This is a genomic window from Peribacillus sp. BM1 (assembly GCF_056679975.1).
The window spans coordinates 2,828,399-2,843,017 of the sequence record NZ_CM155259.1; the positions used below are offsets into that span (position 1 = coordinate 2,828,399).

Consider the following 14,619-nt stretch of genomic DNA (forward strand, 5'->3'; position numbering starts at 1 on the left):
CTTATTTAGTATAAGAATGCGTGCTTGTTCCGTCAATGAGCATGTTTTAGTTTTGGGTAGAACAGGGATATTCAATCATTAAGAAATAGTATTCATTAATTGGCATGAAAGCGAGTGTTAAATTTACCACCGTTGTTAAAGTTTTTAAATATTTACCGATATATAATTAAACGATTTAATACAGTTTTGAGGAGCTAAGATTAATGAACCCATTTATTAAGAGAAACAAAAAAAAGCAAGAAGAAAACTTGTACGATCAATATGAAGAGATCGTTGAGATTAATATTAAAAACTATCAGGATGTTTTAATTCAAATGGACATGATTCAACTAACGAAAAGAGATTTATGTATTGCGCGTTCGTTTCAGCCAGTGGTTAAAGAAAATTTAGAAGAGATTGTCGGTAACTTCTATCTAAATCTAGAAAAACAGCCGGGACTGATGAGAATCATACAAGATAATAGTTCAGTTGAACGGTTGAAAAAAACATTGTTCCGCCATATATATGAAATGTTCAATGGACAAATTAATGATGAATACATAAAGCAACGAAATATCATCGCACATGTCCATGTTAGAATTGGGTTGCAACCAAAATGGTATATGTGTGCCTTTCAAGATTTACAAAAATCATTAATTGATTTGGTTACACCAATGACAGAAACTATTGAAGAGTACCGTGAAATCGTACTTGCAATCACAAAACTATTAAGTTTAGAGCAACAAATCGTTCTGGAAGCTTATGAATTGGAAAGTGAAGAGATCCGTAACCAAGTTGAATCGGAAAAACAAGTTATTAAAACGACTATACAAACAAACACTCATGAATTGGCGGCAGTCAGTGAAGAAACGAATGCTGCTACACAAGAAATCCAGAATAAAATCAGTGAAATTCAATCTTTAACAGAGGTAGGCTCCAATATTGCAATTGATACTGTTCAAAAGTCAAAAGAAGGAGTTACTCTTTTGAAAAATGTTGAAACGTTGATGCTCAGCTCTCAAGAAGCTATGAATCAATTCTCTAACCAGATGGAGCACTTAACTAATACTTCGCTTAAAATAAATGGAGTCGTTACAATGGTTACACAAATCGCTGACCAAACAAATTTATTGGCGTTGAATGCTGCAATCGAAGCAGCAAGAGCTGGTGAAAATGGCAAAGGGTTTGCTGTCGTAGCGGGAGAGGTAAGGAAGCTCGCTGAAAATACGAAGAAATCAGTATCTGAAGTTTCATTGTTAATTAGTGGAATCCAATCTTATACAGAAGAGATGAGCTCCTTTATAAACTCAGTCAAGGATGATATGAAGAATGCAAAGGAACATTCTGTAGAAACGACGGTGTTTTTTAATCAAATTCTATCTGCGATGGAAAAAGTAATGAAACAAAATATGAATATAGCTGGTGAAATGACCGATTTTACAGAAATCTTCCAAAGTCTTAGCTCTGGGTTTGATAAAGTAGCCGTTTCTTCAGATGAATTAAGTCGCTTAACGACAAATTTATAAGTTGAAAACTAAGGGATCTGAATCGAAAGATAAATGAGAGTGTCCCATAAAGACCTGGCACTCTAAATCAGTATGCGGTGTTTCATACACTAATCTTGTGCTGTATTTAGTTGTTGCGAGGTCTGACCTTTGATTTTGAGACGTCTCCATTATTTTGAAAAATATTATTTTGAAAATTTCCTCGTTAGAATATATAATAATTCTCTAGTCAATTAAAAAATAAAGTAAAAAGCCAAATAAACATTTTGGTTATAAAAAATCCGAATTTCCAATGAAATTCAGATCTCATCTGAAAAAATATTGAGTTTATAGTTATTTCAACATTAACCTCGTTAGAATATTAATTTTACTCCTATTCTCAAAAAAGTAAAAGTAAAAAATATTTCTTTAAGGGGAATAAGGAAGCTAGAAAAGAAAAGAGATTTACTATTATTAAATAAGAATTTTAAATTATGCTAATGTATATTTTTTATTCAATAAATAGCTACCAGTGTGCTATTTAAAATTCTACAAATAAAAACCTTGTTTGCTGATTGAAAAAATGGTATATTAATAAAGCGATGAGCTAATTTGCATAAGACGAGGAACATGCTTAACGCACGTAGGGATGTGGCCCAACGGTTTCTCGCCGCAAACGCATCAAAGACGCCTGCTTTGCAGGCGTCTTTTTCAATGTAATAAATGGAAACTAAGTTACCCTAAAAAACACGTAATTAGATCTCGGATTTCGGTTATAAACACTATTAATTGTGTGTAGTGTGCACAAACTAACCATTATTGGAAATGACGTTTATTTTTTTGAAACTTCTTTTGCAATTTTTATATCTTCTTTTACATCCTCTTTAATATCATCTGTTAATTCTTTTGTCGCTTTTTTAAATTCCCGTAGTGAATTTCCGACGGCTCGTCCAATTTCAGGAAGCTTACTAGGACCAAAGACGATAAGTGCTAATATAAGGATGAGAATTAAACCTGGCACACCAATATTGGAAAACATATTTTCACTCCTCTTGTGTAGATATCTATTATTATAGACCTTTGTCAAGCGTTTGCAAGGTGGATATACATCGTAAGTAGGAGAAACAATCCTTATAATCCATCTAATGAAAAGCTGAAATGAATTGTATTTTTCTCAATCATTTAGGCTTGCAATCTTTGTTCATTTCAGATATTATACTAATACAAGCTGCGTTGTACGTATTGATAATTAAGTTTTAACCTTTAAGCTGTAATAGGGAGTTTTATATCAAAACAAGAATGTCAGGCCTTTTTCACTGACTGAGGACATACAGGACTGTTTTTGCAAACACCCACTTTGAGGAGTGGTGGTTTAAAACTTTATTACTGAGCTTACGGCAATGGCGGCTACCTAATTGTTAGGGACAAAACCAGTTCTTTATAGAACTGGTTTTTTTAATATTCCAAAAGAAATCTCCCGTATCCAAGGATCAAATTCTTGGGTATGGGAGTGCTCTACATATATGGCTTAAGATTTTTCATATCTCAGGAAACAGCTGAAGTACATGAATCTCATCAATTCTAAGGATTCAGTATCTGTTTGTGACTCCGCCAATTCATTAATATATTGTCTTTATTCGTTTAATCTTTCTTAACAACATTTTAATCTTTTTATGAAAGAACAGAATTGTTCCTACAAAGGGAGCTCATTCAAATAAAAATTATAACAATACTTTTGGCAGTTCTTGACTAAATTTGTCTTTTTCATCATAAAAAAGGCCATGTCCGCTATTTTCAAAAGGAATGAGTTTAGACTGAGGGATATTCTTGCGCATCACCTGAGCTAATTCATACGGACATACTTGATCTTTTTTACCATGCAGAATAGTTGTTGGAATCCTGATTGCAGCTAAGTCGTTTCTTAAATCTTCATCACGTAAGGATTCAGTAGCCTTAATTGTCCCTTGACCAGATGCTTCAAAACCAAGTGTCAAAAACCAGTCGTTAAATTCACGACTAATTTTACTTGCAAAAAACATCTTGCCGAATTCAGCAAGCATCTTTGGTCGATCCTGATAGGCTTGACTAATAATTGAATTTACTGCCGAAACCGGCATTCCATACGGAAGGTTATTCCTTTGAACAAACGATGGGGCTACAGCGCCTGCAAGAATTAATTGGCTAATATTGTACCCGGCGTGTCTAGGCATATAACGGGTGGCAATGGCACCACCAATTGAAAAGGCAATTAAAGTAAGATTAGTTAATTTTAACGTGTCAATAACCCCGCGGATATCATTAGCCATTTCGTTATACGAGTATGAGCTAAAGGGGCGGTCTGATTTTCCAAATCCACGTAAGTCAAGTGCAATGCAGCGAATCCCGTATTTAGGCAAAACATCTAACTGATATTCGTACATTTTATGATTGACAGGCCAGCCATGAATAAATAAGATTGGTTTCCCATTTCCAATATCCTCTACAAAAATATTTACGTTGTTATCAGTCTTGATATAATAGGCCATTAAATCACCCTCTTATTCACCAGTATATGGATCAAGTGATGAAGAAAATGATAAGATATTCGAAACTATTTACAACGTTTATCCCTGAATTATCTGACCAATTGAACTACCCACCACTTAATTTTCTAATGAAAATTTGAAGTGGGGGATTCCTAAGAACACCAATCTATCGATCAGTTATGGGTTAGGCGATCTCCGTAGTCCCTACGGTTAGAAGTCTTATCGCTTCGGTATTAAGATTTCGTCCTGTATTAATATCTCTTTGGTGATGGGTATGGCACTCTGGACAATCCCATTCACGCAATTCAAGATTTTTAACGTCTTCATTTTGATAGCCACAACATGAACAAAGTTGACTGGAAGGGAAGTTTTTTGCAACTGTTACGACTTGTTTCCCGTACCATTTCGCCTTGTATTCAATCATACTTTTGAATTGTGACCAGGATACTTCACTAATGGCTTTGGCAAGATGATGGTTTTTAAGCAGATTAGATACTGACAAATTTTCCATCCCAATCATGTCGTGTTTTTTGACAATCTTGGTTGAAATTTTATTTAAGTAGTCTTTTCGAGCGTTTGCTATTTTTTCATGGATACGTGCTACTTTGACTTTAGCTTTGTACCAATTTGAACCCCCTAGTGTTCGTCTACTCACAATTTGTTGTGCTTTGGCTAGCTTTTCTTCTAATGTACGGAAAAAATTTGGATTCGAATAGATCGTTCCATCTGAAAGAATCGCAAAATCTTTGATCCCCAAATCGCTCCCTACTACTGACTCTGTTTTAGGTAACTCTGATACTTCTGATTCGGTTGCAATAGACACGAAGTACTTACCAGGAGGGGTGTGACGAATCCTAGCACTCACAATACGTCCTTTCACTTCACGACTCTTAGCAAAGCGAATCAACCCGAGTTTGGGCAATTTTACTTTGTTTTCAATGACACAAATATTCCCGTTCGTATACTTTGTCGTATAAGATTGAACCTTGTTCTTTTTCGACTTAAAGCATGGTTGTTTATTCTGTTTTTTATAATAGCGATTATAGGCAACACTTAGGTTTTCAACGGATTTTTGCAAGGCAATGCTATCTACTTCTTTCAAAAAAGTGTACTGTTTTTTTGATTCAAGTAGAAATTTAACCGTTTCGTATTTATTCAAGTATGTACCTTTCCAATCATTAGAAGGAAGTTGTCCATCTTGTTTCATTTCTTCCACGACGTACCAATAGAGATCTATTTCTTTTTGTTTACCAAGAAAGAAGTTAAACACGAAACGTGAACAACCTATCGTTTTATTGATCAGTATGGATTGATCTTTGTTTGGATAGATGTGAAATTTATAGGCCTTATTCACCTCCTATTTACATTTTACCATTCATTATACCAATTAACGAACATTTGTTCCGTTCGGATTCAAAAAAACAGCAAATAGAAGGGCTATTAAGCTAACGCCTAACCGAAATTCATCTACCCCTTATCGTTGGGCTACACCCTTCACACGATTGAAGAGGGGGTCTTCTTTCGGAAAATGATAAAAAGATACTTGCGAAATCAGACAAGATGATATAATCTTAATCCCAATAAACTTTTTATTGCAATAATTCGAAAAAATGAATAATATTCAAACGATAGGTGTTAAAAGCAACATGTTTTTAACTTAAAAGGGAAGTTCGGTGTAAATCCGACACGGTCGCGCCACTGTTATGGGGAGTTCTTTATCGTTAACCACTGTTTCATCATGGAATGGGAAGGGATAGAAAACGATGAACCTAAGTCAGGAGACCTGCCTATTGGATGCGCTTATTACCTACGCGAAAATAGGGAGGAGTGATGGCCATATGTTGAAACTGATTGCTAGTCTCAACTCTAGTTAACTATGTCTATCATTAGTCTCTCTTTATTGCAAAGAGAGATTTTTTTATTGAGGCAATTAAAAATGAAATGGGGGCACAATAATGGGAATTAAAAGTTCAAACGTAGGCTATCCGAGAATTGGTGAAAATCGCGAATGGAAAAAATGTGTAGAATTGTTTTGGGCAGGAGAGCTGACCGAGTCGGAATTTACAAGCAAGATGGAAGAAATTCGCCTATCACATTTACGAAAACAACAGGAAAAAGGAATTGATCTCATTCCTGTCGGTGATTTCAGTTATTATGATCATGTATTAGATACAGCTGTTATGTTTGGGCTCGTCCCAACACGATTTAAAACAGAAGGAAAGCAACTTTCACTTCAAACCTATTTTGAAATTGCCAGAGGCAGTAAAGGTAAAGTAGCATCAGAAATGACAAAATGGTTCAATACAAACTATCACTATATCGTGCCCGAGTTAGAAGATGCACAACCGGTTTTATTAGAAAACTGGCCATTAAAATTATATAAAGAAGCAAAAGAAAAATTAGGGATAAATGGGAAGCCTGTCATCCTCGGGCCGATCACTTTTTTGGCATTGTCAAAAGGATACGATGATCAAAAACGCAAGGAATTGTTACAAGCGCTTACTCCACTTTACGTCGAAGTATTGCAACAATTAGAAGAAGCGGGTGCTGAGTGGATACAAATTGATGAACCACTTTTAGTAAAACAGATTGATCGTGAAATTTTACGTGATGTTAATGAAGTGTACACAGCTTTTAAAAAGTCCGTCCCAAACGTAAAAATCATTCTACAAACGTATTATGAAAGTATCGAACATTATCAAGCCATCGTTCAATTACCAGTTGCAGGAATTGGTCTCGATTTTGTTCACGACGAGGACATGAATATTGCTCAATTACAAGCAATTGGTTTTCCGAAAGATAAGGTTTTGGCAGCAGGAGTCATTGACGGCCGAAATGTCTGGAAAGCCAATTTACAAGAGAAAGCAAAACTCATCGAAACATTAACAAGTATAGTTGACGATAATCGTCTCATAATCCAACCATCTTGCAGCTTACTTCATGTTCCTGTGACAGTGAAAAGTGAACAAAATTTAGAGCCCATTGTTAAAAATGCATTATCTTTTGCAGATGAAAAACTGGATGAAGTGGTCTTGTTAACAAAATTTGCAAAACATGAACTAACCGTTGAAGAGCTTGACAAATGTGACCAAGCAGTTAGATTATTAAATCATTCATCGTTCCGAAATGTGAGAGAAGTGCAAGATACATTAGTAAATTTATCTCATTATTCAATAACTCGCGTTGATGCAAGCAAACGAAAAGTATTGCATGATAAACGATGGGATTTACCATTACTTCCAACGACAACAATCGGTAGTTTCCCGCAAACGAAAGTGGTACGAAAGCAACGTTTGAAATGGCGAAAAGGAGAACTATCAAACGAACAGTATGAGCAATACATTAAAGAAGAAATTAAAAAGTGGATTGATATTCAAGAAGAACTTGGTTTAGATGTACTCGTTCATGGTGAATTTGAACGGACAGACATGGTTGAGTTCTTTGGTGAAAAATTAGCAGGTATTGCGATTACAACGTATGGTTGGGTGCAATCATACGGTTCACGTTGTGTCAGACCACCAGTTATTTTTGGTGATGTCGTCTTAACAGAACCAATGACAATAAAAGAAACGGTTTATGCGCAAAACTTGACGACAAAACCTGTAAAAGGCATGTTAACAGGCCCCGTAACCATTTTAAATTGGTCATTTGTGCGTGATGATATAAGTCGTAAAGATGTCTTAAGTCAATTGGCATTGGCAATCCGACAGGAAGTCGAAGCTTTAGAAGCAAACGGTATCGGTATGATTCAGGTCGATGAACCAGCCTTAAGAGAAGGATTGCCGTTGAAAACAGAAAAAACTGAAATCTACTTAAAAATAGCGGTTGATGCTTTTAAATTATCAACATCGTCTGTGAAGGAAGAAACACAAATTCATACTCATATGTGTTATGCGAACTTTGAAGATATTATTGAAGCCATTGATGCACTTGATGCAGATGTCATCTCGATTGAAACGTCAAGAAGTCATGGTGAATTAATTCGCTCATTTGAAGAACATTTGTATCATAAGGGGATTGGTCTTGGCGTGTATGATATTCATAGCCCGCGTGTACCAACATTGGAAGAGTTATCACAAAATATAGAACGTGCCCTGCAAGTCTTAGATTACCGTTTATTCTGGGTTAACCCTGACTGTGGTTTAAAAACGCGTGGTATTGAAGAAACAGTCGTGGCATTAAAATTAATGGTAGAAGCAACAAAGCTTTATCGTGAAAAGCTTGAAGTAAAACAAACACTGAATGTATAAGAAGGATAATAAAGGGTGTAGGGAATACGGTGAATGCTTAAGAGAACATGCTTAGGCCTTACTAGCGACTCATCAAACAAACGAGTAATTGTTTTATTCAGAATTTTCATCAAATTATTTCTTGACATTTGTTAATCACAGCTATAGAGTAATAGTTAATTAAAACTAAATATGTAACTTTCTTATCCAGAGAGGTGGAGGGACTGGCCCTTTGATACCTCAGCAACAGACTTTTTGTACTGTGCTAATTCCAGAAGCGAAACGCTTGAAGATAAGAAGAGTGAATAGCCGTGGTGCTAAAACCTCTTCTTATCTTAAGAAGAGGTTTTTTATTTTAACATGCGAAATAGCGGTAAAAATTAAAGAAGGAGGATTATTTGGAATTAATGGAATATTCGTGATGTTACATCAGTATTAAATAAGTAAATTTATAGCTAGATAATTTTGTGTTTTTTTAAAATCAATACTTCTCGAGAGATGCGAAGGGATTGTCCCGAAAAAACCTTAATAACCGGCATATGCTAAAGCTAGTAAGTGAATGTTTGATAGATGGAGAGAATGTTTCGATAATTCCTTCATCAACATGTTGTTTTTTCGCATATAACAATGAAATTAGCGAGGGTACCCTAAAACGAGAGCGTCATACCACAGAACTTCAATATATTGTTTAAATCATGTGTATATCACACAATAAACCGTGTATAGGGAGTTAAGGTCAGACCTCTTTAGGACGCCCTCAGAAAGGGGGTATTTATGGATTTTCGTCAAGAATTGAAGAACAGAATATTAGTTGGAGAAGGGGCAATGGGGACATTATTGTATTCCCACGGCATTGATCTTTGTTACGAAGAATTGAATATCACGAATCCCAATCAAATTGAAACGATTCATCAGGCATATTTGAATGCGGGAGCAGATATTATCCAATCGAATACATATGGAGCTAATTTTCATAAATTAAAGAGGTATGGATTGGAAGATCAAGTAAGTCAAATTAATCGTAAAGGCATTGCGATTGCTAAAAAGGTAGCTGTACAAGGGAATGCATTTGTATTCGGTACGATAGGTGCATTAAGGAGTATACGTAAATCAGATTTAAGCTTGGAGGAAATCAAACGTATTTTCCGAGAGCAATTATATAGTCTCCTACTTGAAGCACCAGATGGACTATTGCTTGAGACATTTTACGATTTGGAGGAGTTAGAGACCGTTCTTCAGATTGCACGGCAAGAAACGGATTTGCCAATTATCTCAAATGTTTCATTACATGAACTTGGAAATTTACAAAACGGGATGTCGTTAAACGAGGCTTTTCAAAGGTTAGAGCAGTTGGGAACAGATGTAGTCGGCATCAACTGTCGACTTGGTCCACATCATATGATTCGCGCATTGGAATCCGTTTCGTTACCAAAACAAGCGGCACTTGCCGTTTTCCCGAATGCTAGTTTACCAGATTATGTCGATGGAAGACTTGTATATGATGCAGTACCTGAATATTTCGCTTCATCAGCACTAGAGCTTAGAGAGCAGGGGGCATCCATTATCGGCGGCTGTTGTGGCACGATGCCTATCCATATTGAAGCAATAAAAAACGCGGTAAGATTGTTAGCACCGGTTTTAGAAAAGGAAATTAAAGTAAGGGATATTGAGATTATCGAAGTGGGAAATTCTGATGAAGGGCTAGCATTCCATGAAAAAGCGAAAGTGGAAAGAACGATTTTAGTAGAATTGGACCCGCCGAAAAAATTAGGGATTGAAGCCTTTATGAATGGTGCCGTTGCCTTAAGGAAAGCGGGTGTAGATTCCGTTACAATGGCTGATAATTCGCTTGCCTCACCGCGAATTTCCAATGTGGCATTAGGTACACTTTTGAAAACACAGCATGAAATAAAGCCGCTTCTTCATATAACATGCCGTGACCGTAATTTAATAGGTCTACAATCGCACTTGTTGGGGCTGCAAACGCTTGGTCTAAATGAGATTTTAGTCGTAACAGGTGATCCATCTAAAATTGGTGATTTTCCAGGTGCGACATCTGTATATGATTTATCATCATTAGATTTAATTAGTCTTATCAAACAATTTAATGAAGGACTTTCTTATTCAGGGCAAAGTCTAGGTCAAAAAACGAATTTTAAAATCGCTGCTGCTTTTAATCCAAATGTCAAATATCTCGATAAAGCAGTTAAGCGGGTTGAAAAGAAGATTGCCTGTGGAGCTGACTCCTTTTTGACGCAACCGATTTATTCCGTCAAACAAATTGAAGATGTATACGAAGCAACGCAACATTTAGACACACCTATCTTTCTTGGTATTATGCCATTAACAAGTTCAAGGAATGCGGAATTTATCCATAACGAAGTGCCTGGTATCATCTTGCCAGAAGAAGTCCGCAGAGCGATGGCATCTGCAGGCAATGATCCAAATAAAGCCAAAAATGAAGGGATAGCCATTGCCAAGGAATTGGTGGATACTGCGATGGATAAATTTAAGGGCATCTATTTAATTACCCCGTTCTTATATTATGAAATGACAGCAGAATTAACGAAACATATTAGAAAAGTAGATAGTAGGCATACTTCGGAGGTGGGAGCATATGAGTAAACGGTTAATTCAGGAACAAATGAAAAGAAAAATTTTATTATTAGATGGCGCGATGGGGACCATGTTACAAGCTGAGGATTTAACCGCTGAGGATTTTGGTGGTGAACAATATGAAGGTTGTAACGAATATTTAACGATTACCCAACCTGATGTCATTCGTTCCATTCATGAAAAATATTTGGCAGCTGGTGCAGACATCATCGAAACAAATACATTTGGTGCAACAAGTATCGTGCTTGATGAGTATGATATAAGTTATCTGGCATATAAACTAAACAAAGAATCTGCCGAGATTGCTAAGGCGGCCTGTGAAAAATATTCGAGTAAAGAATGGCCTAGATTCGTGGCAGGAGCTATGGGACCAACGACAAAAACTTTGTCTGTAACTGGTGGAACGACATTTGAAGCATTGACTGCTTCTTATGAAGAACAAGCGTTAGGTCTTCTTGATGGAGGGGTAGATTTACTTTTAGTCGAAACATGTCAGGACATGTTAAATGTAAAGGCTGCCTTTTCTGGAATTAAAGGGGCGTTTGTTAAATACGGACGGGAAATCCCGATCATGATTTCTGGCACAATTGAACCGATGGGAACGACACTTGCCGGTCAGTCGATAGAAGCATTTTATCTTTCATGTGAACATATGAATCCACTTGCAGTCGGATTGAATTGTGCAACTGGACCAGAATTCATGATTGACCATATCAGAACACTGGCGAATTTATCAAATAGAGCAGTTAGTTGTTACCCTAATGCGGGACTCCCAGATGAGGAAGGGCATTATCATGAATCGCCGAATTCTTTAGCAGAAAAAATGAAACAGTTTGCAGAAAAAGGATGGGTTAACATTATTGGTGGTTGCTGTGGTACGACACCTGAACATATTGTTGAATTGGTAAAAGTACTTGAATTGATTGAGCCACGAATAATTGAAACTCATACACACGGTCATGCAGTATCAGGAATCGAACCTCTTATCTATGATGATTCCATGCGTCCGTTATTTGTCGGAGAACGAACGAATGTTATCGGATCGCGTAAGTTCAAGGAATTGATTAGGGAAAAGAAATTTGAACAAGCGGCAGAAATTGCTCGAGCTCAAGTGAAAAAAGGAGCTCATGTTATTGATATTTGTCTGGCTGATCCTGATGACGATGAATTAGGGAATATAAAAGAGTTTGTTACTGAAGTGGTAAAGAAAATTAAGGTGCCACTTGTAATCGATACGACGGATGAAGCTGTCTTGGAGGAAGCGTTAAAAAGATCGCAAGGGAAGTCAATCATAAACTCCATTAACCTGGAGGATGGAGAAGAACGCTTTGAAAAGATTGTGCCACTTATCCATCAATATGGTGCTGCCGTCGTGGTTGGTACAATCGATGAAGAAGGGATGGCGGTTACAGCGGAAAGAAAGCTTGAAATCGCCAAGCGTTCTGTTGATTTACTTGTCAATAAATATGGTTTGTCAGAAAGTGATTTAATTTTCGATCCACTTGTTTTTCCAGTTGGGACAGGCGATGAGCAATATATCGGCTCAGCTCTTGAAACGGTGAAAGGAATTCAGGCAATCAAAGAAACTTTTCCGGATTGTTTGCTGATTCTTGGGATATCTAACGTTTCATTCGGTCTACCACCAAGGGGAAGAGAAATACTCAATGCCGTTTTCCTTTATCACTGCACGAAGGCGGGGCTGGATTATGCAATTGTCAATACGGAAAAACTAGAACGTTTTGCTTCGATACCGGAAGAAGAGATCAAACTGGCTGAAGCTCTTTTGTTCGATACATCATCAGAATCATTAGCCACTTTCACAGAATTTTATCGTGGTAAAAAGGCGAAGAAAAAAGAAAATACGGCCATCCTACCTCTAGATGAACGATTGGCCAATTATATAATTGAGGGAACGAAAGAAGGTTTAATTACTGATCTCAATAAGGCGCTTGATCGTGGAGATGCACCGCTTGAGATTATCAATGGACCGCTAATGGATGGCATGGGAGAAGTTGGTCGCCTCTTTAATGATAATCAGCTAATCGTTGCTGAAGTTTTACAAAGCGCAGAAGCTATGAAAGCGGCGGTTACATATCTTGAACCGCTAATGGAAAATGAAGAAGACAGTGCAAAAAAAGGAAAAGTGCTACTAGCGACTGTCAAAGGGGATGTGCATGATATTGGCAAGAACTTAGTGGACATTATTCTTTCCAATAACGGCTATGAAGTGATTGATCTTGGGATAAAAGTATCGTCACAGCAAATTATTGAAGAGGTTCGCAAGCATAACCCGACAGTTATTGGACTTTCTGGCCTGCTTGTCAAATCAGCCCAGCAAATGGTTCTCACGGCGCAGGATTTAAAACAAACAGGCATCGACATCCCCATTCTAGTAGGAGGTGCCGCATTATCACGTAAATTTACAGATTTTAAAATTTCGCCAGAATACGATGGCCCTGTTTTATACTCAAAAGATGCAATGGATGGGCTTGCAGTCGCAAATATTTTACATGACAATCATAAAAAAGCAGCGTATCTAAAAGAATTAAGTGAAAAGCGGGAGACAGCAAGGGAAAATGCGGCAATCGTGGCTACGATGGAAAAACCGGAACGAAAAAAGGTAGAAGTAAAACCGTTATCTGTTGTTCCTGTCAAGAAGCCACTTGATCAAATACGCCATATATTGAAGGATTATCCGATAGATGTTGTTCAGCCATACATAAATCGGCAAATGTTGATTGGTCACCATCTTGGTTTGAAAGGAAAAGTAGCTGAACTGGTAAGAAAGGGTGATGAGCGGGCGATTGAACTGAATGAACTTGTAGATGAATTAATCACGTTCTTAAAGTCGGACCATGAGTACGGTTTAAATGGAATTTATCAGTTCTTCCCTGCTCAAAGCGAAGGCAATAAGGTCAAAGTATATAATCCTGACAACCACAATGAAATTTTGGAAGAATTCGATTTTCCCCGACAGGAAAGTAGTCCTTATTTATGTCTTGCCGATTATGTAAAACCTGTTTCATCAGGTGAAATGGATTATGTCGGCTTCTTTCTTGTATCGGCGGGTAAAGGAATTAGAAAATGGGCGGAAAAATGGAAGCAGGAGGGTGACTTTTTAAAAAGCCACGCGATACAATCACTTGCCCTTGAAACGGCAGAAGGATTTGCTGAAAGAATGCATCATTTGATGAGAGATGCACAAGGAATTAGTGATCCAATAGATATGACGATGAAAGAACGTTTTGCAGCAAAATATGCAGGGCAACGTTTTTCATTCGGTTATCCTGCATGTCCTAATCTCGAAGATCAGGAAAAACTTTTCCGTCTCTTAAAACCACAAGATATCGGAGTAGAATTAACAGAAGGTTTTATGATGGAACCAGAAGCTTCCGTCTCAGCGATCGTTTTTGCGCACCCTGAAGCACGATATTTTAATGTGGAAAGGTAAAATCTTAGTAAACAATAATTTTTTATAAACAATCGATATATTAACAACTAAAAAGGTACTTGTGAATACATAGAGTAGTATTCTAAGTAGATTTTTGTATAGATGTGGAGAATATTGGATTCTTTTTAAGGTGGTCTACCGTTACCTACAAATAAATTCGTATTACCACTACTGGTAGTCTAACTATTTAAGCTGTGGACTCATTAATATTTGTTCACAGCTTATTTTATTTGTCATTAATAAATCGAAGGTTAATGAAAAAGTAATACTGATCTGCAATTTTATATAAATCGATTTTTGACAAAAAAAGAACTTTGCCCAAGCTATCCACAATG

Annotated in this window: 7 protein-coding genes and 2 riboswitches; of the genes, 4 read left to right on the forward strand and 3 right to left on the reverse strand. The window is 36.9% G+C overall.

Going from position 1 to position 14,619, the window contains the following annotated elements:
- Positions 1–203: 203 nt before the first annotated feature.
- Entirely contained in the window at positions 204–1,505 is a 1,302-nt protein-coding gene (locus AC1MGI_RS13715; RefSeq protein WP_480345739.1) for a protoglobin domain-containing protein, read from the forward strand.
- A gap of 790 nt (positions 1,506–2,295) precedes the next feature.
- Here the strand turns inward: AC1MGI_RS13715 and AC1MGI_RS13720 are convergent.
- The 3 genes from AC1MGI_RS13720 to tnpB all read right to left on the reverse strand — a co-directional run bounded on the left by AC1MGI_RS13720 (position 2,296) and on the right by tnpB (position 5,342).
- Entirely contained in the window at positions 2,296–2,502 is a 207-nt protein-coding gene (locus AC1MGI_RS13720; protein ID WP_062180367.1) for a twin-arginine translocase TatA/TatE family subunit, read from the reverse strand.
- A 682-nt stretch (positions 2,503–3,184) separates the two neighbouring features.
- Entirely contained in the window at positions 3,185–3,988 is an 804-nt protein-coding gene (locus AC1MGI_RS13725) for an alpha/beta fold hydrolase (RefSeq protein ID WP_480345740.1), read from the reverse strand.
- A gap of 184 nt (positions 3,989–4,172) precedes the next feature.
- Entirely contained in the window at positions 4,173–5,342 is a 1,170-nt protein-coding gene (tnpB, locus tag AC1MGI_RS13730; protein ID WP_480345741.1) for an IS200/IS605 family element RNA-guided endonuclease TnpB, read from the reverse strand.
- Positions 5,343–5,601: 259 nt separating this feature from the next.
- Positions 5,602–5,793, forward strand: a riboswitch (cobalamin riboswitch).
- Between the two features lie 147 nt (positions 5,794–5,940).
- Between tnpB and metE the strand changes: the two genes are divergently transcribed.
- The 3 genes from metE to metH all read left to right on the forward strand — a co-directional run bounded on the left by metE (position 5,941) and on the right by metH (position 14,284).
- A complete protein-coding gene (gene metE, locus AC1MGI_RS13735; RefSeq protein ID WP_480349791.1) occupies positions 5,941–8,238 on the forward strand; it encodes a 5-methyltetrahydropteroyltriglutamate--homocysteine S-methyltransferase in 2,298 nt (765 codons plus the stop codon).
- Between the two features lie 179 nt (positions 8,239–8,417).
- Positions 8,418–8,516: riboswitch (SAM riboswitch) on the forward strand.
- A gap of 475 nt (positions 8,517–8,991) precedes the next feature.
- Entirely contained in the window at positions 8,992–10,842 is a 1,851-nt protein-coding gene (locus AC1MGI_RS13740) for a bifunctional homocysteine S-methyltransferase/methylenetetrahydrofolate reductase (protein ID WP_480345742.1), read from the forward strand.
- Positions 10,835–14,284 (forward strand): methionine synthase, encoded by a 3,450-nt coding sequence (metH, locus tag AC1MGI_RS13745; RefSeq protein WP_480345743.1) that lies wholly within the window; start codon positions 10,835–10,837, stop codon positions 14,282–14,284. The genes AC1MGI_RS13740 and metH overlap by 8 nt, the downstream gene beginning before the upstream one ends.
- Positions 14,285–14,619: the final 335 nt, after the last annotated feature.